Below are 25,316 nucleotides of genomic sequence, written 5' to 3'. Positions count from 1 at the left end.
GGCTAGAGTTTGTAGTAATCTTTTTTGAGTTGGCGGAAATAGTCGAACTGCGCCCTAGTGGAACTTTCCAAGGTGTACATCAGGCTTCTTTCGTGGGCGCATTTGCGCATGTCTTGGTAGAGCTCGGGTTTCGAGAGCTTGATTTCTCGGCATTCCTCGAGGGCCTCAAGCCATTTCTGCTCGTCAATGGGTAAAATGCGTCCGCACAGGTCGTCCTTTACAATGCTGCGCGGACCGCCGTAATTGCTCACGATGGCGGGCGTGCCTGTGGACATGGCCTCGACGACCACGTTGCCGAAGGTGTCGGTTGTGCTCGGGAAAAGGAAAAAGTCCGTATCGGCGTAGAGGCCGGCCAAGGTCTCGCCGCCCTGTTCCCCGGCAAAGTGGACGGAGTCGTCGCCCTCGTAGCTCTTCTTGATTTCTTCAAGGTACCAGCCGTAGCCCACGTACATGAGTTCCACGTCGTTGTGCCTAGCGGCAAACTGGCGCCACACACGGTTCAGGAACTCCAGGTTTTTCTCCTTGGAGATTCGTCCAATGAACGAGAACCGCACAGGGCGTTTTTCGCGCGAGTCTCCGTATTTTTCCCACGTTCCCTTGCCGCGCATGTCGGGGGAGAACTTTTCGAGCGGGAGCCCGCGGGGGAGGATTTTCACCTGCTTGGCAGGAACCTTGAGTTCCTTGGTCAAAATGTCGGCGTAGTCGTCGCAGGGGCTAATGACCGGGCGCGCCATCCCGTAAAAAATCTGCATCAGCTTGAGCACGTAGGTGTGCATCCACTTGGCCTTCACAAGCGTTTTGGCGTAAGTGGGCACGTCGGTGCGGTAATGGCTAAAGACCTTGATGCCTGCGACCTTGGCGCAAAAACATACCAGCCAGGCGCCGGGGCTTGGTGTTTCGAGTTCAATCAAATCCACCGGGTAGCGCTTGAGCAATCGCAGTGCGGGGCTAATGCGCGGGATGGCGAGCTCGCTGTTGGCGTAGCCCAGTTGCTCCATGCTGAACATGCGGGGGAGCAGCATGCAGTAGCTGTTCTCCACGACGCCGCAGGGGCGTGTGTTGAACGCACTTCCGGCAAGGAAGGCCTTCATGCCGTGGGCACGCATGTAGGGGATCACGTTGCGCAGGTTGTTGGCGATGCCGTTCGTTTCGTCCAGGTTGTCGGAGTAAAACAGAATGCGCACGTCGTCGGCGGGGTGTTTTTTGCGTTCCTTTTTGAGGTAAAAACGCAACTTGAGAAGCGCCGGTATATTGCAGATGACCGAGAGAAAGACAATGGGCGGAATCCAGCAGGTGCGAATGTTTCCGGGAGGCTTGTGCTTGATGCTAAAGCCCTTGCGGAAGGTGCTGGTAACCGTGCGTCCGAAAATACTTGGGCGGGAATCCAGGGAATCGGTGGCCTTAAGCTTGGTTGAATTTGACGCAGTCGTCATATTTCACTCCTTTGCCACCGAAAAGGTCCAAGGCGCTTCCGATGGTGAGGTCTATTCTTCCGCCAGAAATTTCTTTTACGTGCACCAGGTCCTCGAGGGACTTGGCCCCGCCGGCATAGGTCGCCGGGATAGGGCTGTGCGCCGCCAAAAAGCGAATGAGTTCATCGTCCATGCCCTGCTGCTTTCCTTCTACATCGGCGGCGTGTATCAGGAATTCGTCGCAGCTTTGCGCGAGGTCTTTGAGCGTGGCTTCGGTAATTTGAACATCGATGAGCGTTTGCCAGCGGTTGGTGGCGATGTTCCAAGCGGGGGCTTCGTTTGGTGCGTTGGTGCGCTTGCAGCTCAAATCCAGCACGAGCCGCTCTTTGCCAATGGCCTTGACTAACTCGGCGAGGCGTTCGCGGTCCAGTTTCCCGTCGGGGAAAATCCAGCTGGTGACAATCACGTGGCTTGCCCCGGCGTCAATATATTCTTTGGCGTTGCCGGCGTTGATTCCGCCCCCCACTTGGAGTCCACCGGGGTAGGCGGCGAGGGCTTCCTTGGCGGCGTCCTCGTTCCCTTTGCCGAGCATAATGATGTGCCCGCCTTTAATGCCGTCTTTTTTGTAGAGTTCGGCGAACCAGGCTGAACTGCGGTCCGTCTCGAAATTCGTCTTGAGTCCCTTGCCGCTGTCGCTGAGCGAACTACCGACAATCTGCTTGACTTTGCCATCGTGGAGGTCTATGCAGGGGCGAAACTTGGTCATCAGTCCTTGACTCCTGTAATGGTCCAGTCCACTTTTTTGCCGTGGCTGCCGTCGCTGCGGCCACGGTAAAATAGCACTTCGCCACCGGCGGCGATCTTGAATGCCTTCTTGGCGAGCCACCCGTCGACCTTGTCGAGGAGGGAAGCCTTTTGCAGGGGCTTGTTCGCGGCGAAACTCAGGGCGGGGACTCCGCCGTTGAATTCAAAACTGAGCGAGCCCTTGGGAAACTTTTTGCCCTTGTAGGTGTCGTCGCCATCCTTGATGGCCGTGGGCATGGCGACCTTGACGCCTTCGCCGTTGTTGTAGAGGGCGTAGCCAATGAGCTTGCCGCTCTCGGTAAGCGAAATGCGGCCGGCAAAGAGCGGGCTTTTGGCGCTAGTGCTAAAGTTGATGGAACGGGCGGCGATATCGGTCGCCTGGTCGGTTTGCCAGGTTTGGTCCATGTAGGCGTAGCCCTTCACGGCGATGGTGTCGCCTTCGTAGCCAATGCGTCCGCTTACGCGACCATAGGGAATGTGTACGTATTGGGCGAACTTGTTTTTACCTACCTGCCAAACGCCGTCTCCGGGGACTTTGCCCTGTTCGGCACTTTCAAAAGTGACGTCTAAGAAAAACTTCCCGCCCTTGTCGGCGGTAAAATAAACACGGTGGCCCTTGCCGGGCTTGTGCTCCATGGCGTATTCGCCTTTAATGTCTATGGTCGCCTTGTCTTTGTAGGCTTCAAGGCGTTCTGGCGGGTATTGACGCCCGACGGTATAAGATTTGCCTTTGAAATTCCAAAAATTCAAGTCGCAAGCGACTTTTTTGCCTGTGCCGGGGATGTAGAGGGTCGCGTAGTTGACAAAGGCGCGGGTGCCGTTGTCAAATACGAACTGGTAGCTCCAGGTTTCGTTGAATTCTTTGGCCGAATTTTTGTGCGGCATAAAGTCTGCAACGGTCAGGTTGCGCTCGGCACCCTTGGGGCCTACTACATCTTCGGCGTGTGCAGTGAGCGTCAACCCGAATACGGCACTAACTAAAAAAGAAAACTTCTTAACCCATGACATTATGCTATAAAAATAAAAAAATGCAGCCCGGGCAAGGCTGCATTCATCGGCTAAACTGGCATTACAGTCGCAAATCTCGGCCCATGCCCATCTTGAGTTCCACGCGGCGGCGCACCACCATTTCGTTGAACAGGTCGGTAAGGCAGTCGTCCATGGTAATCATGGGTTTCCAGCCAAGGCTCGTAATTTTGGTGGGGTCGCCAATCAACAGCGGAATGTCGTTGCTGCGTTCGTAGGCGGGGTCCACGCGAAAATCGACGCTCACGCCGGCGATGTCCACGAGCATCTCAACCAGCTCGCGGAAGGTGTAAGACTTGCCGCAGCAAATGTTGAAGGCTTCGCCCGATTCGGCGGTATTCAAAATCTGGATCATGCCGCGGGCCACGTCGCGCACGTCGACCACGTCGCGGCTCACATCGAGGCTGCCAGAGTAAACGACCGGCTCGGCCCCGTAGTACTTGATTTTAACTAGCTGGTGCGTGATGGAGGGCAGCACAAAACGGCGACTGTGATGGGGCCCTGTAAAGTGGAATGGACGCGCAAACACAATGTGGAGCCCGTGGGCGTTACGGAATTGGTTGCCGAGGAGTTCCATGCAGGCCTTGGACGTGGCGTAGGGCGTGAGGGGGTTCGGCAAGTCGGTTTCTTTGTGCAGACAAGTTAATTTCTGGTCGGTGCGGCCGTAAATTTCACTACTGCTCAGCAAAAGAATTTTCGCCTTGGGCACCACCTGCCTTGCAGCTTCCAAGATGGTCTGCGTTCCGAGGAGGTTGATGTTCAAAGTCTCGTAGGGCTTTTTGTAACTGAGCCCCACGGAGGATTGGCTTGCCAAGTGGTAAATGTGCGTGGGCTGCACCATTTGGAGCATGTCGTACACATCCTTGAAGTTTAACAGGTCGCCGCTCAGGTAGTGGACGCTGTCCAATGTTTGCCAGGGCTGTGGCTGTTCGTCGCTAAAACTGTAAAGGTCGTGATTTGTGCCACTGAGGTTCGAAAGCAGGTGAAAGCCGAGCGCGCCTGTACCACCTGTAACCAAAATACTCATGTTACGCCTCTTTTGCCTGGATGGCTAACCAGGACTTATTGATGAGTTCCTTGTCGATGTTTGTAACTTTCTCCACTTCTCCAATTTTGGTAGGCAAAATGTAAACGCGGGTCCCTTTTTCTGCCTTCTTGTCGACGGCCATGGCGTTCCATGCGGCTTCGGCATTGACGCCAAAGCTCTTGGGGAATCCTAGGGCGTCCAAAAGTGCGTTTTGACGTTTTTCGGTAACTTCGTCAATTTTGCCGAGCAAAACGGCGGTACGGGCGGCGACGCGCATGCCGAGCGAAACGGCTATGCCGTGGCTGAATTTCTCGTAGTTGGTGATTTTTTCGATGGCGTGACCGAAAGTGTGCCCGTAATTCAAGATGGCGCGGAGACCGGCTTCCTTTTCGTCGATGCCCACGACCTCGGCCTTGATTTGGCAACTGCGGAAAATCAAGTGGCGGAGCGTGTCATAGTCATGACGTTTGATGGCTTCCACGTTCTGTTCCATGTACTTGAAGAATTCCTCGTCGTAAATCACCCCGTACTTCACGATTTCGGCGAGCCCTGCCAGGTATTCGTTTTCGGGGAGCGTGCTCAAAACAGAGATGTCGCAAACCACGGCGCTTGGCTGGTAAAAAGCGCCGATCATGTTCTTGCCCTCGGGATGGTTCACGGCAACCTTGCCGCCCACCGAACTGTCGACCATGCTCAAGAGGGTTGTGGGGAACTGGATGAATGGGATGCCGCGCTGGTACGTGGCGGCACCGAATCCGGCCATGTCGCCCACGACGCCGCCGCTGAACTGCAAAAGGCAGCTCTTGCGGGTGTAGTTGCGGTGCAGCATAAAGCTGTAAAGCTGGTTCAGGTTGTGGAGTGTTTTGTTGCGTTCCCCGGCTTGGAATTTGAATACCGGGCAGCGTCCCGCCTGGCCGCGAAGCTCCTGGAGCATCTCGTTTTGCGCCTTGGCGATGGTGGTGTCGGTGCAAACCAAAAATTCGTAGTTGGGGGTAAGGCGGAGCCCTTCCAGCAGGCATGCCGCGGTGGGCGTGATGTTTTTGCCGATAAAGATCGGGTAGCGCCCCCCGCTGCTGGGGCACACGTCGAGGGCGTGAGATTCCCAGAACTTGAGCATGTGCAAAATGCGTTCGATCACGTGGGCTTCGTTTGCTTCGTTGGTGCTTTCCACGCTAAAGTCCGCCTGGGCATAGTTCTTTTCGCGCTCCTTGAGCATCACCTTGATTTTGGCAAGGCGTTCCTCGTCGTTCAGGTTCGCAAGAAGCGGACGCGTATTCTTGCGTCCAATGCGCTCACTCAAAATTTCGGGCTTGGCCCACAGACGCACCAACACACCCGAGCTACGGATTGCCTTGATGTTCTCGGGTTGGTTCAGTGCGCCGCCGCCCAGCGAAACCACTTGCGGGGATTCGTTCCTCGCGATTTCGGCAATGACTTCGCGTTCCATCTCGCGGAATTTGGCCTCGCCGTCCTGTTCAAAAATTTCACTGATGCTCTTGCCGGCGCGTTCCACGATTACAGAGTCTGTGTCGATAAAGGGCCGTTGCAGGCGATCGGCCATGGCCCTGCCTGTGCGGGACTTGCCGCTCGCCATGAAACCTGTAAAAAAGATGTGCTTTTTCATGTTAACCCTGCATTCCTTTGCGCATAATCGCCGTCAATTCGTCGTTTGTTTTCTCAGCCGTTTCGACGGGGAACCATTTTTTAAAGCTCTCTAGGCCCTGGTGGACTAGCATGCCTTCGCCCGTGACCGTCTTGCATCCCTTGGCCGCGGCCATTTGCAAAAGCTTGGTGCGGGGCGGCGTGTACACGATGTCGCATACGACTTGCCCTGCGTGCAGGCAGTCCTCGCCGAGCGGGCTTTCTCCTTCGTTTGGCGTCATGCCTACCGATGTGGCATTGATGATGATTTTGAATTGTGCCGATACCGCCGCGAATTCACCGAAGGTGACCGCGTCGACGTTCCCCTTGAGGGCGTTCGCCAGGGCGGTTCCCTTTTCTTTGTTGCGGCACACGATGGTGAGCTCGTTCTTTTGTTCCACCAGTGTGTAGGCGATTGCCTTGGCGGCACCGCCGTTCCCGAGCAGAGCGACTTTCGTGTTCGAGGCCACCACGCCGTGTTCTTCGAGATTCCTGATGCAACCGTACGGGTCGGTTGTGGTCCCGCAAAGCGTACCGCCGACAATGCCGTCTTTCCAGTAGAGCGTGTTCACGCTCCCTGTGAACTTGCTAATGTCGCTTAGTTCGTCGACCAGCCGGGGGGAGCCGTCGGCTTCCATGAACTCGGTCTTGTAGGGGATGGTGACATTTGCCCCGTGGAACTTCATCGCCCTGAACCCGCGGATGGCGTCGGCGAACTGATCTGCTTCTGGAGCGTAGGGGAGGTAGGCGGCATTGATGCCGAGGGCATCGAATAACGCATTGTGCATCAGCGGCGACTTGCTATGTGCCACCGGGTGCCCAAAAATACACAAGGACTCGGTTTTTCCGTCCATAAATTCCTCAATATGTCCGCTCACCTGGAGCTGAACTCTAAATAATCTTCTACAAAGATATATATTGTCTTTGGTCGAAAATTCCACTGCTACCGAAATTTTACCCGAATAAGGCGTTATTGAAACACGAGAGGTTTTATATTTCAGGTAATCTCTATGAAGTCTATTGAAGTTGTTGCTGGAGTCTTGACCCGTACCCAAAATGGGGCAGTGGAATTTTTTGCTACCGCCCGCGGGTATGGGAACTACAAGGGGTTTTGGGAATTCCCGGGCGGCAAGATGGAGGCGGGGGAGACCCGCGAACAGGCGCTTGCCCGTGAACTTAGGGAAGAACTCGCGGTCCAGGTGGAGGTGGGCGACTTTATTTGCACCGTGGAGCACGACTACCCGAATTTCCACCTGACTATGCACTGCCTTTACTGCTCCATGGTGGGTGGGGAACTCACGCTTTTGGAGCACGAGGCGGCCCGCTGGGTTCCGCTCGGGGACCTGGACTCGCTCAAGTGGTGCCCTGCCGACATCAAAGTGGTGGAAAATCTTAAAAAATGCTATATTTAGCCCCATAATTTTAAAAGGATACCACAATGGAAATCCCCGAATCTTCGAATTTTGTGCAGGACATCATCGTCAACGACCTCAAGACGGGCAAGCGCACCAAGGTGCATACCCGTTTCCCGCCCGAACCCAACGGCTACATCCACATCGGACATGCGAAGTCCATTTGCCTGAACTTCGGTACTGCCATCAAGTATAAGGATTTTGGCGGCATCACGAACCTGCGCTTTGACGACACGAACCCCTCCAAGGAAGACGTGGAATACGTGGACTCCATCCGCGAAGACGTGAAGTGGCTCGGTTTTGAATGGAAGGGCGGCGAATACTTCGCGAGCGACTACTACGACCAGATTTATGCCTTTGCCGAAAAGCTCATCGAGATGGGCAAGGCCTACGTGGAAGACCTGACCCGCGACGAGATGCAGGAATACCGCGGCAACGACGCCGGCAAGCCGAGCCGCCCGAGCCCCTATCGCGACCGCAGCGTCGAAGAGAACATGAAGCTCTTCCGCGAGATGCGCGACGGCAAGTACGCCGACGGCGAGAAGTGCCTCCGCGCGAAGGTGGACCTCTCGAGCCCGAACATGAACATGCGCGACCCGGTCATCTACCGTATTAAGCACTGCACCCACCACCGCACCGGCGACAAGTGGTGCATCTACCCGATGTACGATTTTGCGCACCCGCTCAGCGACTGGATCGAGGGCATCACGCACTCTATCTGTACGCTGGAATTCGAGGCGCATCGCCCGCTGTACGACTGGTTCTTGATCGAACTCGGTCTCGACAACCGCCCGCAGCAGATTGAATTTGCCCGCTTGAACCTGACCTACACCATGATGAGCAAGAGAAAGCTCTTGGAACTGGTGGAGACCAAGGCCGTGATGGGCTGGAACGACCCGCGCATGCCGACGGTCTGCGGTTACCGCCGCCGTGGCTTCACGCCGAGTTCCATCCGCGAGTTCTGCGACCGCATCGGCGTTTCGAAGGCCGATTCCATGGTCGACGTGAACCTCCTGTACTTCTGCATCCGCGAAGAGCTGAACAAGACGGCGAACCGCGTGATGGCCGTGATCGACCCGGTGAAGCTCGTGATTGACAATTGGGAAGACGGCAAGGTCGAGATGATCAAGGTTGAAAACAACCCGAACGACCCCGCCGCCGGTACTCGTGAAGTCCCCTTCGGTAAGGAACTCTACATCGAGGCCGACGACTTCATGGAAGAACCGCCCAAGAAGTACTTCCGCCTCAAGCCGGATGGCGAAGTCCGCCTGAAGGGCGCCTACTTCGTGACCTGCAAGAGCGTCGAGAAGGATGCAAACGGCAAGGTGACGGTGATTCACTGCGAATACGACCCGCAGAGCCAGGGCGGCGAGACTCCCGACGGCCGCAAGGTCAAGGGAACCATCCACTGGGTTTCTGCGGCACACGCCGTGGATGCCGAAGTGCGCCTAATCAACAACCTCTTCACGCTCGAGGATCCGGCCGCGGTTCCCGAGGGCGAAGACTGGCACGACTACCTGAACCCGGAATCCATGGTCATCAAGCAGGCCAAGGTGGAACCGAGCCTCGCAAACGCAAGGCTCGAAGACCGCTTCCAGTTCATGCGCCAGGGCTACTTCTGCCTCGATAGCGAAGATTCCAAGCCGGGCCATCTTGTCTTTAATAGGACTGTCGATCTGAAGGATTCCTTCGCAAAGACCGTCGCGAAGTAATTCGAATTATAACGCATCGCGATACTGCGTGTTAAAAACAAATTAAAGGTGGCCTTGCGCCGCCTTTTTTGTTTGGTTCTGCTCAAGGGGAAAATGAGAACATTTACTGTTGAAAAATGGTAAAATTTTATTTAAAATAATAGATTTTGCTGGAATGATATTATATTTGTTTCTAAAATTTGAGAACATTGTAGATGATCTCAGGGATGGATGTTATGGTGAATTGGGTTGAAAGGGCCAGGATGCTGGCCGTGGCTGCCGTCTTGGCGCTCGGAACGGCTCATGCCGAAAAGACGGTCGTTTTCTTTACACCGTGGTCGAACACAAACGCGGTGCTGTTCGTAGGGGGCGATTCCGTAGCCACGATGACGCCTCTCGAAAATTACTGCGGCTGGTTCAAGGCGACGGTGGATGCGCCCGCCGAGGGCTTCGGGGTCTACTTCAAGCAGACTGTTGGCCTCAACTACGTGGGTGCCGAGGGCATGGTCGCCGAGGAACCTACGGAATCAAGCGAGATATTGCTGGATTCCGTTGCCGCCCTCTCCGATACGGTTTGGGTGCAGGGGTACAAGGCCGATGTTCCCGCGCTGTTTTCCGGTTACCCCGGCGTGCTTGGCGACTGCCCGCTCAAGAAGATTCCCGTGACCGTCTACGACTGGCTGCACGGTACCGATGGCGATGGCGACGGAAGCGGAAAAAACGGTGACCCCGCAAACGGCGTCAGCGCGGACTTCGGTTCGGGCGGGTGCTCCGGCAAGGACAAGGCTGTTACGGGTATGGTCGAATACAGGCTCGGTGCGAACGGGGTCCCCGTGCGAGCGGACCCCTTCCCGGAAAAGTGCAAGATTACGGAGCATCTCGACAGCTGGTTCCTACCCGAGGTTGTCGCCAAGGACAGTGCGGGCAACGAATACACGAACATGACCTGCCGCGACCTGTATGTATCTATGGACGACGAGGGTTTCTGGCTTGCGGAAGTTTCGAAGGACCAGATATCGAAAGGCAACGAGGCCAATTCGGACGGAATGTTCCTGCTGGACGATTTCGAGTTTCTCGACGATGCGGAGACGGTTCCGAACCCTTACTACGACCAGCTGAAGGGAACGAAGATAGGGAAGCACAACTTCGGGTATGCCGCAAAGATCCAGGCGACGTTCGAGTATGTCCCGGGCCAGTACTTCGACTTTTACGGCGACGACGACGTGTGGGTTTTTATCGACAATCGCCTTGCGGTGGATATCGGCGGGCAGCATGGCCAGGTGGCGGGTGCTGTAGATCTCGATACCATCGGGCAGAATACCGGTGACATGCTTGTTCCGGGCAAGACGTACGACTTCCATATCTTTTACGTGGAGCGCCATACCGGTTCGTCTAATTTCCGCATGCGCACTTCTATTGACCTGCAGGTCGAGGCGTCGCTGTTCCTGACTTCGGACAGGCGCGGCTCCGGAATGAGTTACGAGGTATGGCAGATCAACAAGAAGAGCAAGCTTTCCTGCAATTTCGACGCGAATTCTGCCGAGCGTGATACGACCGGTGGCGCGTCGACCTTCAAGCTTACCGGCGGTAACCTCGCGGGGCCCGAGATACTCGGGGTCGGTACCCATTACGAGGGAATCAAGATTACGAGCGATTCCACGTTCTCGATAGATTCTGCAGCGATTGTTTCGAACTACGCGCTTGCTCCCGGGCACTACTTCCTGGAGGTTTCCCTGAAGGCTGACCCGAGCCAGGTGACGAAGGTGGAAATTACTGTGCCGTCCTATTCCGTGCCGAGCGTCGCGTTCGCGAAGGAAGACTGGACTGTTCTCGGTACGCAGGTCTCTGGCGATACGGCGCAGATTGGCCCCTGGGCGTATGCGACTTACCAGGTGAATATCACGTTCTTCGAGGAATGGGCCGTCGTCAACAATTACAACCGCAAGATAAACCTATCGTTCTCGAATGCGGCGATAGATATCCTGGATGCGCCGGGCGGAAAGAAAATCAGCGCGGTGAACCTGGACGAGGATGGGCGTGCGACATTCTACGTGCATGCGAATGCTCCCGTGTCCGGAGCCGTGCTCACGGCGAAGGGCGCCGCGGCGGGGGTTTCGGTATGGACCGACCTGAAGTTTGCCGAACCTCCCGCACCGCGCGTAGAGCGGGCGGTCGCGATGGACCGGAACGGGGACGGGCGTGCCGACAGCCTGTACGTTCACTTTGAGCGCGCAGTCAATGGCAAGAGCCGTCTGGATTCTATCCAGCTGACTTTCGGAGAAACGTTCGTGGCGACATCGAACTTCAAGATTGTGAACGAGACCGATATCGTGCTTACTGCCGAAGACCTTGGCGCGGAATGTACCGGGAAGGTTTGCGGTTTTGGTAGTAGGCAGTTTACCGGAGATGCGTCGGGAATCTATTCTGGAAGCCTGAACAACTGGTTTACCTACGAAAATGAGGGCGAGGTCAGCAACTTCTTTATCGAGAACGAGCAGGTTGCCGACGGTGTCGGACCCATCGTGCTTTCTGCCTCGAAAAAGTTAAGCAAGGACGGGAGCAGGCTTATAGACATTACCTTCAGCGAGGCGATTTCTGAAGAGTCCCGGCACCTGTTTACTGAAATCTTTGAATACACCTGCATGCGCTCGGGAATAAACGAGAAGCCCGAAAGGCCTCTGCAGCAGGGCGGAACGGGAGCGCACATGACGCTCATCTATACCTCGGGCGGGAACGGGGCTGTACTGCCGACGGATGGTGACCTGATCAGGTTTGCACCCAAGGGCGGTGCGCAGGACCTTGCCGGGAACGTACCGCACAGGGACAATCCGTGGGTTGCCATTACGGGCGACCAGGAACTCGGTGTAGAGAACCCGGGCGTAGTCTCGCTGGGAGAAGACCCCTATGGCGTTATCGGGAACGATACGGTTACGCAGGTGAAGCTTGTGACAGATATAAGCCAGAGCGCCCAGCAGATAGCGGATTCGCTCGGCGTGCAGGGCTCGCTTGTCGATTTTGATATCGCGAAGATTATGGTAGAGCAGACGAAGGATGCCGTCGAGAAGTTCGATGCCTTCGTGAACTCTCGCGTCGGGAGCGAAACTGATTACGACACGACGATTGTCGGCATCAGCGAGCAGGAAGCCTTGACGCAGTTGTTCAACGACATTCGCGTGAACCTGGTGGATACCTCGTACGGTTTTAGCGAGCAGGCCATCAACGGGATTTTGGACGGTTCCATTACCGAGGACAACTACAGGTCCTTTGTCGGCGAGGGCGACCTGGAGCTCTTCGCGAAAATGGCGGAGGCGAATATCGAGGCGAGCCGCGATACGGTAATCACCATAGGGAACGTCCAGACCGTGACGCAGGCCGACCTCTTCGATGCCATCCGTAGCGGCAGGCTGGATGCGGAACTTGCAGAAGCAGGCGTTGCGCGTGAACTTATCGATGCCGTAAAGGCGGGCGAGGTAACCGAATTCAATCTCGAAGAGTACCGTAGCGGCGAAAGGACGATTGTATCTGACGATGCCGTGGAACTGCACTACCGCACGTTCTATTACAGTCAGTTCGGCGAGTACGTGGGCGGAACGTCCAATACGATAAGGTGCTCCGACAAGGGCGTGTACGGCGAAGAGGGCTGCCTCAAGAACAAGGGAAATATCTTCCTTGCATGGAACATGCGTTCCAATAGCGGCCGCTTGGTCGGGACTGGCGTCTACATCTCGCGCCTAGAAATAAAAATTGTCGTGAACGGTAAAAATACACTTCACCAAGTTCACGACAGTTTCTGGGGCGTGCGCCGCGGTAAAAACTTTAGCGGCTTAGCATCTTCCCGTTGAGGGTGGCTATCCAGTGTTTGTTCATGGCCTTGGCCGGAATCTTCAAGGTCGTGAGGCCAGTCCCGATTCGGGTCGTGTACAGTACCTTGCCGTTCAGGTCGATGAGGGCGAATTTGCCGCCGAGGTCCGTTTGAATTTCTAGGAACTCTCCATTCATGGCAAAGTAGTTGGTCGGGGAGAGCCTGCTTATGTCGTCGACGTGCAAATCTTGCGTGACTGTGTCCATCTGCCAGTTGGGCACGTGGATTACGGGCTCGGTCACGATGGGCTGCGCGGGTTCGGTAAATCCGAGCTGCTGGTCCATCCATGCCATGCGTTCCTTCATCTTCTTGCGGAGGTGTTCGAACTCGCCGTCCCAAGTGTCGGCATTGTAGCCGCCCATAGGCATGTTCATGCCCCAGCCTTGCTGACCACCGCCTTGGTTGCAGTATTTCATCGGTTCCGGGTCGGCATCTCCCTGACCGCTCGATTTACCCAGGTTCGGCCAGCGCTTGAAGTTCCTGTCGGCAGCCTTGGTCAGGTATGTCTTCATGGAGTCGAGATACATGTCCATCGTCTTGGTGTGCCATACGCCGCTGCGGAGTTCCGCCCAGCGTTTTTTCAGTTCGCTCTGGTAATGGCTGTCTTTCCACATGCCAAGCAGCCAGTTAGGGATCTTGAGCCCGCTCATGCCGGTTTTCATGGTGCTCTCGATTTGCCAGCCGGTGGTGCCGGAACTTCCCATTCCGCCGCCTCCGCCGCCACCGCCCCACATGTTCCAGTTGAAGCCGTTGTTGCCGCCGTTGTTGTTGCCGCCGTTTTCAGGCTGGCTTCCGTTGCTCATGGCGAGGTTAAAGTCCCAAGCCGGGCCAAGCGTCACCTTGCCGCCCTTGCTTTCCTTGGGCTTGTGCAAGAAGAAGCTGCACCAGTAGGAGTCGGAGTTGTTGGTCACTTCTTCGTGCAGCACGTAGTCGAGCGCCGAAGTCATGTCCACATAGTTTTCGTACCCGCTGCCGTTCTTGCCGTTCTTGAACAGGTTCTCGAGATCTTCCAGGTACTTTTTCAGGTAGGCCTGCTGCTCTGTTTGCAGGTTTTCCTTCTTGGGATAGTGCATGATGACGTTCAGGCCGTCGGCGGTCTTGAAGCCTTCCTTGTTGATGTCTTCGTTGCCCATGCCGCCGGTATTGGTGCCGGTCTTGTCGAATGCCCAGATGTAGCCGCCGGTCACGTCGTCGCCGCTGATGTCGGTTTCTTTAAGCTTGCTCACGTCTACGCGGTATTTGCCGCGTTTGATTTTTTCGATAAGCACGTACACGCCGCGGTACACGCCGTTGATGTAGAGGTCGAAATGCTTGGTGCGGGGGCTATAGTGGCCAGCCTGCCTAAACAGCCAGTGGGCGAGCGCGTTGCGCATCATGCTCTTGTCAACGTACGGGCCATGGAATACCCAGTCGTCGGCAGGGGGGAGCCCGAGCATGCTCACGTCAAGGCCTTCGCCCTTGTCGTCGCGGACTTCCACGCTGTAGCCGGGCTTGGGGAACTTGGCCGAAGATTGACCGCGCACTTTGATGCCGATGTCGTAGTGCGTACCCTTGGCGCTGTCGGCTACGTTGTTCGTTGCCGCGTCCAGCACGCTCATCGTGGCGGGCATCTTGTCGTTCACTGTGTTGTCTAGGCATTTACCCTTGGTGTCGATGAACACGATGGGCAAATCGACGGTTTGTGCTAGGAGCGTACCTGCCAAAAAGCAGCACAGCAAAGTTATTTTCTTGAGCATAATGTCTCCCTGGATTTAACACCTGGTATAAAAATATTTGCATATATATGCCAAAGTCTGTTAATTGTAGTTTACGCGTTGTAAGTAATTACAACTATATAAAAGGGCAAAAATGGCTTTTTTTTCTCGATTTTGTACGAAATTGCAACCATTTGATTTTTCTTTTCATCTAATAGATTGTAATTTTAGAGTTGTTCAAGGAGGCCATGTGAAAAAAATTCCCGTTTTTATTGTGGCTCTGCTGTTGAGCCTCTCTGTCATGGGGAATGCCCAGAGCAATTACACTCCCTCGGAACTGGATACCCTGGTTTCGAGTATAGCTCTGTACCCGGACCCCCTTTTGGTGCATGTTTTGACTGCTTCTACTTACGGGGAGCAGATTCCCGCCGCGAACCTTTGGGCTCAAGGTCACAAGCACCTCACCGGAGAATCCCTTGCGGCCGCCATGGAGGACGCAAACCTGAATTACGACCCGAGCGTGCAGGCGCTGATCCCCTTCCCGACGGTCCTGGCGATGATGGCCAAGTACAAGCCCTGGTGCGATCAGCTGGGTGATGCCGTGACGAGCCAAAAAGAAGACGTGATGGAGGCCGTGCAACGCATGCGCCAGTCTGCCTATGACCATGGGCACCTCAAAACTGACGACAAGGTGCAGGTGAGCGCCAGCGAGAGCAATATCGCCATCGTTCCCGTTAAAACCGAGGTGGTCTACGTGCCCGTATACAACCCGCGAGTGGTCTACTACGTTTATGCCGATGGCTACACGAGAATCTCGTACGGTTCGGGCGTGTGGCTTGGAACCTGGTATGGAGAATGGGGATGGGGCAGTTGCTGGTTTGACTGGGGCCCGCGCGTGATTTATGTGCGCAATACCCGCTGGTACCCCCACAGGTACATCCCGCGTCATCCGCGCCGTTACGTGCCGCCTCCAAGGCGCATTGGACCTCCTCCTCCGCGTCACGGTCCCGGCATGGTCCCGCCTCCTCCGCGTCATCATACCACGGCTCCGGCTCCCAGGACTAATGCCCCGGTTCCAAATGTTGTAAATGTAACGCCGAGACCGGCTCCAAGGCCAATGAACCCCGAAGTTCGCGAAGTCGGCAGTTTCCCTGTGCAAATGGGGCATTCTTCTTCGCCGCGCACGGAGCCCTCTTACGGACAAACTTACCCGGCGCCGGCTCCTTCGGCACGCAGCACCTACGAAGAAAATAACCGCGGGTCGTCCAACAACAGCCGTTCTTCAAACAGCGGCCGATCGTCGGGCAACAGCCACACCTCGGGTAATTTTGGCAAGGTCGGGCGTCGCTAAAATGAATGTGGATTAGCCGGGGTCGCCCGGCTTTTTCTTTGGTACGTAAATCTTGACGGCGTACACGTACTTGTCGGTTTCGGCAATGATGTCGCCCTCTTGCAGGTCTTCGTACAGGTCAATTTCCAACTCGATCCCGTCACGGGCTATTTTGCGGCAGTTCCTCACCGTGAGTTCGTCGCGGGTGAACAGCACGTCAATGACCTTTTTGTAGGTGCCGTGATGGGTGGTGCCTATGATTCTTTCGCACTTCATGTTCTAACTACTTGGTGTCGAACTTGACGGCGGGAGCGGCGCTCGCGCCAGCGTCCGCTGAGAATGGAACCTTGGGGCTTGCGCCGGCAAAACCGGCGATAAGGCTGTTCGGGAACTGGCGTATGGTGGTGTTGTAGTTCTTTACGATTTCGTTGTAACGCATGCGTTCGGTGGCAATGCGGTTCTCGGCGCCTTCCAACTGCACGCGCAGTTCCTGGAAACTCGTGTTGCTCTTGAGGTCGGGGTAGTTCTCGCTTACGGCCATCAGACGTTGCAGCGCCCCGCCGAGGCCTGCCTGCATTTCTTGGAAACGCTTCATGGCGGCTTCGTCGCCCAACATGTTCTCGTCGACTTTCACGGTGCCGCCCATTTTGCTGCGGGCGTCGGTCACCGCGGCAAGCGTGCTCTTTTCAAAGTCGGCCTCGCCCTGCACAGTGGCGACCAGGTTCGGTACAAGGTCAAAACGGCGCTGGTAGGTGTTCTCGACTTGCGCCCACTGCGCTTTCACGCCTTCGTCTAGGGCGATGATGCCGTTGTACACGCTAATGGACTTGCCCACAATCACGAGGGCGAGCACAATGACAGAGACCAGGGTCGCAATCACAATTTTCTTCATTTTTCCTCCATGGAATCGACTTTGTTCACGATTCCTTCGATGGCTGTAATCAAGTTTTCGTTTTTCAGTTCCGGGTAGCGTTCAAAGACCTGCTGGTGGGATTCTGGGTAGGTCCCGGTCTCCAAAAAATACACTCCGTAAAGCACAGGGAGTATGTCTTTTATCGCCTCGTTCATCATTTTGTCGAGCGCTTTGCCTGCCTTGGTGTTCACAAAGCCTTCGCGCAGGTGCACCAGAAATCCCCGGAGTTCGCGCTCGCATTGCAGGCGGAGTTTTGCCCGCTCCGGGACGAATCCGGCGAGAGGCTGTATGCCGCAAAGCGCGGCACTTCGGTTGGCAATGTGCAGGTACTCGAGTGGGAAGGTGTCCAGGGACTTTAGCAGCTCGGTCGGGGTGAAAAAGTAACCGAACTGGATGTTTTCTCGCTTGGCCTGTTTGGTGAGTTCGTGAGCCTTGGCGAGCACCGCGGGGGAGTTGTCTTTGAGAATAAAACTCACGGTCCAGGGCGAGTCCAGAGCACTGAAACCTTCCATTAGACAGTTTCCGTGCAAAAATGCCGATACCAGATTTTCGCCGAATGTGCTATGCAACAGTTCGGGCCATTTGGATTTTTGCAGTTCCTGGATGTTTAAAAGTTTGATCATAGTTACCTCTTGGGCCTGGCAAAACCGGGGTCACCAGCTTCCGCCACTGCCTCCTCCGCCAAAGCGTCCACCGCCAAAACCTCCTCCAAAGCCTCTGCCCCTTCCGCCGAAGCCTCCAAAACCGCCGCCTCCAAAACCGCCGCGGTGATGGTGGTTCCCGCTCATCAGGGCGCCCAGCAAAAAATAGAAGAAGCCGTTGCCGCGGGCACTCAACAAAAGCACAATGACAATGACAATAAAAATCCAGCCGCGGATTGTCATGGGTTCTTCGCCCGGGATGTTAGCCTCGCCGATGTTCAGCGTGACGCCTTTCTCTTGAGCAACGACCTTCGCCAGGCTGTAGGCCAGTTGCAAAACGCCCTCGCCGTATTTTTCTTTGCGGAACGCGGGTATCAGCGTCTGCTGTTGCAACCGCTCTACCAGAACGTCGGGGAGGTAGCCCTCGGCGCCGTAGCCCACCTCTACGCTTCGGCGACGCTGCTTGAGAGCCACGAATATCAAAATGCCTTCGTCGGTTTTGCCGCCAACGCCCCACTTGTGGGCCGTTTCCGTCGCGTATTTACGGGCGTCGCTAATGCCGATGTCGTCCATGAGGGCGGCGGCGAGGCCAACCCCCGTTTTGCGGTAGAGTTCCTCGGCGAGCTGGTTAAAGTACTGCGCCTGCTGTGCGTTTAGCAAACGGTCCTCGTCATAGAGGTAGCTGTGCTGCGGACGGGGAGGGAGCCTGCCCTCGATTCCCCACGGTGCGGCAAAAACGAACGCGACCATCATGGTCACGAACAGCATCAAAATTTTTGTGAATCTTGCCAAGTGCACCGTTACAATGTAGCAAATCGGCTACTTGCAATAGGGAGCGAGTTGCTTTTGCAGGTCGGCGAAGTCCATCTTTTGAACGGCCTTGATGGTGGCGTCCAGTTCGTTTTTGCCAACGCCCTTGGCGGCGGCACTGAAGTTGACCCTTTCGCCCTTGATGTAAATTCCAACATCAAAGGAGTTCATCGCATTGTTGCCGGCGGTAAGCGTGTTCTTTGCGGTACTTGAAAAATCAATGCTGAGTTCAGGGGCGCTGGCGTCGGTCACAACAAATACGGAACGTTTGCTCAAGGCCTGTTCGGCGGCGTGGCAGAGGTTTGCGATTTTGTTGCAGGTAAGGCGAATATCGCAGTGCATTCTGCTTACCTTGTATGTAACCTCGATGCCCTGGTCCAGTCCGGAAGCTTTCAAGATGCCAAGGGGCATGTTCGGCGTCACAATAATGCTGAACGGTCCCGTTTCAAAGTTCACCTTGCGTAGCAGGAATGCGGCGTTTCCGTTGGCGGCGGTACGTTTTTCGGCAAGCGTCTGGCGTCCCTGCTTCGCAATGAGCGGGAATCCTGGAATCGGTCCTTGGTCGTCGGTCACAAGCACGTTCCACTCGGGCATCTCCGATTTGGTGAGGGCGAATGTCTCGGTGGGTCCTTGCAACTTGACGGTTGAGAGCTTGGCGAGAAGCATCGATTCCACGTCGGGCAAATTGTGTTGCAACCGGTGGCTGTCGTTGAGCGGGTAGATCTTGCTCAACTGCCAAAGCAGCCGCTCGTGTTCGGGGAGCTTTTCTTGTGCAGCTGCCAAGTCGTTGGCGGCCTTGCCGTAGAGCCTGTTCTTGAGGGCCTCGCGGGCGCTCGCTTCCAGTTTTTCGACGTCTGTTTTGATACGCTTAATCTGGAACTGGATGTCGGCGGTGAACTCGTCCATGTCGAGCGTGGCGGTGGCCTTGTATTTTTTTCCGTCGACTTTTACCGAGATGACGGTCACGCCCTTGAGCTTGATGCTGCTCTTGACGTTATTGCTCGAGAAAAAAGTCTCGTCCAGGGTACTGCTCCCGTTTTTGGTCGTTTCTTTTTTGGAGACCGTCTGGTTGGAACTCACCTGCGAAACGATTTGCTTGGCGACACCTGCCATGGCGGCATTGTTCGCGTCCTCTTGCGAAACGGCAGAAACTGCCGTATAGGTGATGACCTTCCCGGCGAGGGCCGGGACGGTGAGTACGGAGATCAATGCCAGGGTCGCGAATTTCATGAGTTGTTCCCGGTTAGCGCAGGTCCATCAAAATCAGCTTCTTGGTGATGTTGATCTTTTTAGTCTCTGCGACAGATTTCAAAAGGTTTCGAATTTGGCTGTAGACTTCCTGGGAATCGCCGTAGCGGTGCGGGTCGGCGTAAACGACCATGTCCATGGTCTTGTCGGTCATCACGTTCATGGTGACGCTGTTGAAGGTGTTCTTGAGGGCGCGCACCACAAATTCCTGGAGATCCTCGATTTGCGTGTCGGAGTATTCGCCTTTCAGGTTCATCACGACCTTGTACTGGGCGCCTTTGGCCAGGTCCGCCTTCCAGTAGGCGAGAATTTTTTGTTCCAGGTTCGGCATGGCCTTGCGTGCGGCCGACTGGGCATTTGCGCGCAGGTTGGTCTGGTTCACGTGCCCGTTGTTCTTGACTTCGGCGGTCTGGCTCCCCAGGAGTCTGCCGGTGGAGGTTTCGTAGGCGCTCACCTCTACGGTCACATTGTCGGTTTGCATTGCGCCCGAAAACTTTACGTAGATGTCTGCACCCAGGGCGAGGCTCGCTAGGTACGAGAGGTCATCGTCGGTATTGGCGATGTCGTTTTGCATTTTGATGACGTCGTCGAGCTGAGCCTGCCCCTCGAGGGACTTGACCTCGTAATGCTTGTTGGTGAGGTAGGCGTTGATGGATTCCATCATCGCCTTGGACATGGGGGCGTCCCCCTGGGAGGGCACGACCATGATGGAGGGGGTCGTCGTCGGCGTTTCTGATGGAATTTGGGAAGTGCGATCCAAGTCTCCCCGACGAACGTCCCTCTGGTTGACATGGGAAGTCCCGGTTTCTTGGTCCAAATCGGAATAAGCCTTATGTGCCTTATTTTGGGTTACTGAGGGGTCCGGTTTATACTTTGGACTACTGGAACACGCCGTCCCGGCAACAAGCAACATGACAAGTAAACAATTGGAAATAAATCGCATATGTGTAAAGTTATTTTAAACTTACAAGAAAGTCAATATATGGAAGACAAAAAAACACGCAAAGTTATCTAAAATGTGAAATTTTCATTTTTTTTTATAAAAGGTGTCCTTTTTTCTAAAGGCTATATATTTTCAAATTGGATATACAAAAAGAGATGGTCTTATATGTAGAGTGCATTGGAGTATGGATATATGAGTGAGAAGTGGATTTGGCTGCCCGACTGGGCCTCGGATTTGGGACTGTGGGAAGACGATTTAACTGATGTTGAACCGTCTGCTGACCATGTTTTTGTGCCTTACGAGAAAATGGCCAAGAGCTTCGACGACTTGTATAAGCTCCCGGGTCTCTCTGCCGCTTCAACGATTGTGGGGTGGGGTATGGGTGGTTTTTTGCTCCTGATGAATGCCGCCAAGCGACCAAAAAATCAAAAGTGGATTTTGCTTGCTCCCTATGCCGACTTTTGTGACGAGGATGGCGTGTGGACGGAACAGAACCTAACGTTTATGGCCCGCCAAATGCAGTCAACCATCGAACCCGCCCTCAATTCCTTTGAAGAACAACTTGCCGAAGAGTTTGGCGAGTGGCAAGACGATTGGCGCAAGACCGCAACAAAAATGAATGCGGCATTGCTGGCCGAGGGAATAAGCTACTTGGCTACACACAAACTAACGGACGTGGTTCCGGATAGCGAAAACATCCAGGTGGTGTATGGCCGCATGGACCAAACGGTCCCGCCGGTACAGACGCTTAAACTCAAGGAACTGCTCCCCAAGGCAACCTTTAGGGAACGTCCGAAGGCGGGGCATTGGCCGCCGCTTCTGCTGCTTTAGTCTGCCTGTTTCATGTTACGGCGGTTTTTAAATGCAAAGGCTGCCGTCGCCATCAAATAAACAAGGAAAAACCATAGGAGCGCAGTCTCCACGTGGTCGCCTATATGCTGGTATAGCGTGTCGCGTGTCTTGAGCTGCATTTTGCGCTGGATGACGCGGTCGGTAAAGATTGCCGTGTTCATGCTGTAGTGACCGTATTGGTCGATAAAGCTCGATATGCCGCTGTTGGCAAGGCGTGCCGACGGCATGCCGTTCTCGATGGCGCGGTAGCGCACCAGGTTCAAGTGCTGGTAGGGGGCGGTACTGCGCCCGAACCAGCCGTCGTTGGTGATGTTCACCATGAGGCGCGAACCGGCATTGATGGCTTCGCGGACTAGGTCGCCAAAGATGGCGTCGTAGCAAATGAAGGGAGTCCATTTGAAGGGCCCGTAAACAGGAGTCTCCTTGCCGGGGACAAAGTCGCCTTCGCCCAGGTCCACGTAGTTCAAAATGGGGAAGATGTCGTCGAACGGGATGCGCTCACTGAAGGGCACCAGGTGCTTTTTGATGTAGCGTTGGTAGTCGGTCGAGTCTCCCGGGGTAAAGAGGAACGAGGCGTTGTATATGTCGAACTTGCGTGGGCTTCCCTTGGGGTTCCGCTTGAAGTCGAGTGCACCCACCAAAATGGAGGCTTGATGCTGCTCTGTCATATCGTGGAGGGTCTGGATGGTTTTGCGCTGCCGACGGATGTGGTCGGGAATGGCGGTTTCGGCTAAAATGATGATGTCGGTTCCGGGCTTCACGCTGTCGTTCACCATGCCGAAGGTTTTTGTGGTGATGGAGTCGTAACGGGCGCGGCTCCATTTTTCGCCCTGCTTGATGCTGGGCTGGACCATGGCGATGGTGGGGTTCTCGTCGCTATCGGCCCCGTAGAACGGTTGGGCTTCGGGTGCCGAAAGCACCACGCTTCCGTGGACTAGCAGGACCGTGAGGATGGCAACGGGCGTGAGGACGGGCCACTTGGCCTTGACGCCCGGCCGCTCGAGGGCCTTGGCGACAATCATGTTCGAAGCGATGACCAAGGTGCTGTAGCCAAAGATGCCGACGATGCTGAGCATTTGGATGAGCTCGAGGTTGCTTCCAAAAACGTAGCCCACGTGGCTCCAGGGGAAGGCGAAATCGCCGCGGGTGCGCGTCATTTCGAGCCCGGCGTAGAACAGTGGGTACAAAACGAGGAGCGGGCGGATGCCCTTGATTTTAATGTCGCGGGCAAGAGAATAGATGAAGGCGGCAAACACGCTGTAGGCGCTAAAGAAAGCGATGAGGAGCACTACGCCAAGGCAGATGAGCCCGGAGGGCGCCGTTTCCACGTTCATCACGTTGTAAATCCAGTAGTAGTTGATGGTGTTGTACACCATTCCCGACCAGAAGGTTGCAAAAATAGCCTGCCCGCGGGTGTAGCGGTTCAGTACAATGAACCAGGGGACCAGCAAAACGAGAGCCGCCGGCCCAAGGGGGAGCGGCGGGAACGCCAAGCCGTAAAGCGTCCAGGCGATGGTGCTTAGCAAAAGGGCGCGTATGGCGGCGCTGTCGCGGAGTTTGCCCACGTTCCAAATTCCAAATAGGATGAGCCAAAAAAGGAATGCCGGGATAAAAGTCGTCGCGATTTGGATGAGCCCGGCGTGGCCGGCGCTAAGGTAGTCTATGGCAAGAACCGCAAACTGCAAAATGGTGTAGGTATAGAGCCACCGGCGGAAATGTGAACGTATGGATTTGGCAATGAGGAAGGGGAGGGCGATGGCTAATGGGGCGAACTGGACCTTTAGCACATAGAGCCCGGGCTGGTTAGGCCGCATGGCAAAGCCAACGACTTCACTCACCAACAAGAGGACAAAAAAGATCCAATAGATTTTTGGTATTGATTTCAAGGAAAACTCCTACAATCCGCTTTTGTCTTGCGGGTTGAAGATGAGCACGAACTCACCCTTGGGCGGGTGCGCCTTGAAGTGGGCGAGAATATCGGTGGGGGTCCCGACGAGGTGCTCCTCGAATTTTTTGGTGAGTTCGCGCATCAGGGCGATTTTGATGTCGCCAAAGACCTGCTTGATTTCTTCGACGAACTTGTCCACGTTGTGCGGGCTGGCGTAAAAGATTTGCGTGGTCTCGGCGTCGGCACCGTCCTTGAGTTTTTCGAGCAGGTGGATACGTTGGGCGCTCTTTTTGGGCGAAAAGTACTGGAAGGTGAAGTGGTCCGTGGGCATTCCGCTCGATACAAGCGCGGTAATCATGGCGCATGCGCCCGGAATGGCGCGGACTTGGATGCCTTCGCGGACGCATTCGCGTACCAGGTTGAAGGCGGGGTCGGCGACGCCGGGGGTGCCCGCGTCGCTCACGAGGGCGATGTCGCCTTCGTTTTTCAAGAATTCCACATACTTGGGGGTGACCTTCTCTTTGTTGAAGTCGTGGTAGGCTTCCATGGGGGTCGTGATGCCGTAGGCGTCAAACAAAATGCGGGAATGGCGGGTGTCCTCGGCCAGCACGAGCGGGACCTCTTTCAAGATGCGCACGGCGCGGTAGGTGATGTCCTCCATGTTCCCGATGGGAGTCGCTACGATGTAGAGTGTGTGGGGCATGGGTTAAATATAGAACAATTAGAAATTAACAATGAACAATTAATAATGGCAAATGCGTAGGGCGGGTTAGTAGTCGCTTGCGCTGTTGAGGTCGGCCCTGCGTTCGCCGAGTTCAAAGGAGAGACGCTGAACGAGCTTTTGGTGCATCTCGCTCGAGATGTTGTTCAAAAGGTCGCTGCGGAGTCTGCCGAACCAAAACGCCTTGACGGACTCTTCCTCGGTGAATTCCACGTGCTTGACAAGCGTGCCGTCGCAAAAGATTCTTGCGTTGAGTGTGTATGTCCAGGTCTCGTTTACGGGCATGGCGGGCCAGAACGGGATGACTACCGCGCCGAGGGACCAGGCGCTGGCCTGCGCGTTCTGCTTCACTTGCGCCTGGACTGCCGCGACCCCGCGGCAGTGTTCCCTGGGGAACGCTTCGGCGCTGGCGGCCGCTGTATAGGCGCGCAACAGATCCTGGCTCAGTTCCGCCGAGTCCCCGTCAAAGATCATCGGGATGCTCCCGAAAAAGCTGTACTTTTCCGTTGTGAGCGGGACGCCTTCCAGGTCGCTTTGGGTCAGGTTGACTGAGCATGCCGCAAGTGCTGCCACTGTGGCGACCAGTAGTATTTTTATTGAGGGCCGAAACATACCATAAAGATAAATACTTTGGACAAAAAACAATGACGGAAACGCGATGAACAAGTTATATTATGGTCGATGTCTTTGCCTGCGTACTTCATTTGCGACGCCCATTTGGGTATTGACCCCCCGGGATGCGTTCCCGACAGGGAGGCAAAACTCGTTCGTCTTTTGGAATCGTGGAAAGGGGCGGCGAGCCACGTGGTCATCGTGGGTGACCTGTTTGAGTTCTGGTACGAGTACAGCTTTTACGTGGCGTCGGAACACATGGAGTTGATGCGTGTTCTTGCCGAACTGGTCAAGTCCGGTGTCGCGGTTCACTTGCTGCAAGGAAATCACGACTTTGCCTACGGGGATTTTTTTCCAAAAAAATTGGGCGTGCCGGTCCACAAAGAGTTGATGCTCGAGATCCAGGGCAAGCGGGTGTATTTCCGCCATGGCGATGGCGTGCCCAAGTCCGATCGCGGCTACCGTTTTTTGCGGAAGGTCCTTGACTTCCCATTAAACCGTTGGCTCTTTAGCCAAATTCACCCTGATACCGGCATGAAGATTGCCCGCTTTGTGGGCCGCAACAGCCGCAAGTATGGCGAGAATTGTCAAATCAAGCTCGAGGAATACTTGGATTGGGGTGACTCCGTTCTGGTTCGTGAAAAGTGCGATTATTGCATCCACGGGCATCACCATATTGCCGGTATTTGGTCTACCGAGCACGGCACGGTCGCCTCGCCCGGCGAGTGGATAAAAAAATCCACCTTCCTCGCCATGGAAGAAGGTGGATTGAAATTGGTTTCGTTGTAG

The 25,316-nt window shown here is 55.3% G+C and carries 22 protein-coding genes; 6 read left to right on the top strand and 16 right to left on the bottom strand.

What is annotated here, in order from left to right:
* Positions 1-2: 2 nt before the first annotated feature.
* The 6 genes from BUB55_RS01590 to aroE all read right to left on the bottom strand — a co-directional run bounded on the left by BUB55_RS01590 (position 3) and on the right by aroE (position 6,764).
* On the bottom strand, positions 3-1,433 hold the full coding sequence (locus BUB55_RS01590) for a glycosyltransferase (protein ID WP_073187590.1): 1,431 nt from the start codon (positions 1,431-1,433) through the stop codon (positions 3-5).
* A complete protein-coding gene (gene hisA, locus BUB55_RS01585) occupies positions 1,402-2,178 on the bottom strand; it encodes a phosphoribosylformimino-5-aminoimidazole carboxamide ribotide isomerase (RefSeq protein ID WP_073187588.1) in 777 nt (258 codons plus the stop codon). The genes BUB55_RS01590 and hisA overlap by 32 nt, the downstream gene beginning before the upstream one ends.
* Positions 2,178-3,224: a hypothetical protein gene (locus BUB55_RS01580; RefSeq protein ID WP_073187587.1), complete on the bottom strand. Its 1,047-nt coding sequence runs from the start codon at positions 3,222-3,224 to the stop codon at positions 2,178-2,180. Before BUB55_RS01580 ends, hisA begins: the two co-directional genes overlap by 1 nt.
* A 61-nt stretch (positions 3,225-3,285) precedes the next feature.
* Positions 3,286-4,269, bottom strand: coding sequence for a GDP-mannose 4,6-dehydratase (locus BUB55_RS01575; protein WP_073187585.1), 984 nt, complete (start codon positions 4,267-4,269; stop codon positions 3,286-3,288).
* Position 4,270: 1 nt separating this feature from the next.
* Complete coding sequence (gene aroB / locus BUB55_RS01570; RefSeq protein WP_073187583.1) at positions 4,271-5,893, bottom strand: 3-dehydroquinate synthase; 1,623 nt, start codon at positions 5,891-5,893, stop codon at positions 4,271-4,273.
* 1 nt (position 5,894) lies between these two features.
* On the bottom strand, positions 5,895-6,764 hold the full coding sequence (gene aroE / locus BUB55_RS01565; protein ID WP_073187581.1) for a shikimate dehydrogenase: 870 nt from the start codon (positions 6,762-6,764) through the stop codon (positions 5,895-5,897).
* Between the two features lie 156 nt (positions 6,765-6,920).
* Between aroE and BUB55_RS01560 the strand changes: the two genes are divergently transcribed.
* The 3 genes from BUB55_RS01560 (at position 6,921) to BUB55_RS01550 (ending at position 12,855) form a co-directional block, all read left to right on the top strand.
* A complete protein-coding gene (locus tag BUB55_RS01560; RefSeq protein WP_073187579.1) occupies positions 6,921-7,322 on the top strand; it encodes a (deoxy)nucleoside triphosphate pyrophosphohydrolase in 402 nt (133 codons plus the stop codon).
* A 26-nt stretch (positions 7,323-7,348) separates the two neighbouring features.
* A complete protein-coding gene (locus BUB55_RS01555; RefSeq protein WP_073187578.1) occupies positions 7,349-9,034 on the top strand; it encodes a glutamine--tRNA ligase/YqeY domain fusion protein in 1,686 nt (561 codons plus the stop codon).
* A 215-nt stretch (positions 9,035-9,249) separates the two neighbouring features.
* The gene (locus BUB55_RS01550) at positions 9,250-12,855 is read left to right on the top strand and encodes a fibro-slime domain-containing protein (protein ID WP_234971754.1); all 3,606 of its coding nucleotides are present in this window, start codon (positions 9,250-9,252) and stop codon (positions 12,853-12,855) included.
* Here the strand turns inward: BUB55_RS01550 and BUB55_RS01545 are convergent.
* Positions 12,830-14,611 carry a CotH kinase family protein gene (locus BUB55_RS01545; protein ID WP_073187576.1) on the bottom strand — a complete coding sequence of 594 codons (1,782 nt, stop codon included), beginning with the start codon at positions 14,609-14,611 and terminating at the stop codon, positions 12,830-12,832. The two genes, BUB55_RS01550 and BUB55_RS01545, sit on opposite strands and share 26 nt — an antisense overlap.
* Before the next feature lie 208 nt (positions 14,612-14,819).
* Here BUB55_RS01545 and BUB55_RS01540 point away from each other — a divergent pair, with 208 nt between their 5' ends.
* Complete coding sequence (locus BUB55_RS01540; protein WP_234971753.1) at positions 14,820-15,920, top strand: DUF3300 domain-containing protein; 1,101 nt, start codon at positions 14,820-14,822, stop codon at positions 15,918-15,920.
* A 12-nt stretch (positions 15,921-15,932) separates the two neighbouring features.
* On the opposite strand, the gene BUB55_RS01535 is transcribed toward BUB55_RS01540, so the two are convergent.
* From BUB55_RS01535 to BUB55_RS01510, 6 genes are read right to left on the bottom strand one after another with little or no spacing between them, the layout of a single operon-like run.
* Complete coding sequence (locus BUB55_RS01535) at positions 15,933-16,175, bottom strand: UreE family protein (protein ID WP_073187573.1); 243 nt, start codon at positions 16,173-16,175, stop codon at positions 15,933-15,935.
* A 7-nt stretch (positions 16,176-16,182) separates the two neighbouring features.
* Complete coding sequence (locus BUB55_RS01530; protein ID WP_073187571.1) at positions 16,183-16,791, bottom strand: LemA family protein; 609 nt, start codon at positions 16,789-16,791, stop codon at positions 16,183-16,185.
* On the bottom strand, positions 16,788-17,435 hold the full coding sequence (locus BUB55_RS01525; RefSeq protein ID WP_073187569.1) for a hypothetical protein: 648 nt from the start codon (positions 17,433-17,435) through the stop codon (positions 16,788-16,790). The genes BUB55_RS01530 and BUB55_RS01525 overlap by 4 nt, the downstream gene beginning before the upstream one ends.
* A 30-nt stretch (positions 17,436-17,465) precedes the next feature.
* Positions 17,466-18,245 (bottom strand): TPM domain-containing protein, encoded by a 780-nt coding sequence (locus BUB55_RS01520; protein WP_234971752.1) that lies wholly within the window; start codon positions 18,243-18,245, stop codon positions 17,466-17,468.
* 27 nt (positions 18,246-18,272) lie between these two features.
* A complete protein-coding gene (locus BUB55_RS01515; protein WP_073187566.1) occupies positions 18,273-19,493 on the bottom strand; it encodes a hypothetical protein in 1,221 nt (406 codons plus the stop codon).
* A 13-nt stretch (positions 19,494-19,506) separates the two neighbouring features.
* On the bottom strand, positions 19,507-20,271 hold the full coding sequence (locus tag BUB55_RS01510) for a hypothetical protein (protein ID WP_234971751.1): 765 nt from the start codon (positions 20,269-20,271) through the stop codon (positions 19,507-19,509).
* A 375-nt stretch (positions 20,272-20,646) separates the two neighbouring features.
* Between BUB55_RS01510 and BUB55_RS01505 the strand changes: the two genes are divergently transcribed.
* Positions 20,647-21,285 (top strand): alpha/beta fold hydrolase, encoded by a 639-nt coding sequence (locus BUB55_RS01505; protein WP_073187736.1) that lies wholly within the window; start codon positions 20,647-20,649, stop codon positions 21,283-21,285.
* Here the strand turns inward: BUB55_RS01505 and lnt are convergent.
* From lnt to BUB55_RS01490, 3 genes are all read right to left on the bottom strand, one after another.
* Complete coding sequence (gene lnt / locus BUB55_RS01500) at positions 21,282-23,192, bottom strand: apolipoprotein N-acyltransferase (RefSeq protein ID WP_234971750.1); 1,911 nt, start codon at positions 23,190-23,192, stop codon at positions 21,282-21,284. The two genes, BUB55_RS01505 and lnt, sit on opposite strands and share 4 nt — an antisense overlap.
* Before the next feature lie 9 nt (positions 23,193-23,201).
* The gene (gene rsmI, locus BUB55_RS01495; RefSeq protein WP_073187563.1) at positions 23,202-23,897 is read right to left on the bottom strand and encodes a 16S rRNA (cytidine(1402)-2'-O)-methyltransferase; all 696 of its coding nucleotides are present in this window, start codon (positions 23,895-23,897) and stop codon (positions 23,202-23,204) included.
* A gap of 66 nt (positions 23,898-23,963) precedes the next feature.
* On the bottom strand, positions 23,964-24,527 hold the full coding sequence (locus BUB55_RS01490; RefSeq protein WP_073187561.1) for a hypothetical protein: 564 nt from the start codon (positions 24,525-24,527) through the stop codon (positions 23,964-23,966).
* A 69-nt stretch (positions 24,528-24,596) separates the two neighbouring features.
* Here BUB55_RS01490 and BUB55_RS01485 point away from each other — a divergent pair, with 69 nt between their 5' ends.
* Complete coding sequence (locus tag BUB55_RS01485) at positions 24,597-25,316, top strand: UDP-2,3-diacylglucosamine diphosphatase (RefSeq protein WP_073187559.1); 720 nt, start codon at positions 24,597-24,599, stop codon at positions 25,314-25,316.

This window comes from Fibrobacter sp. UWP2 (assembly GCF_900141705.1).
In the GTDB taxonomy this organism is placed as follows: Bacteria; Fibrobacterota; Fibrobacteria; order Fibrobacterales; family Fibrobacteraceae; genus Fibrobacter.
Note: the sequence above shows the minus strand (reverse complement) of the source record. Positions and strands in the feature narration are given on the sequence as shown.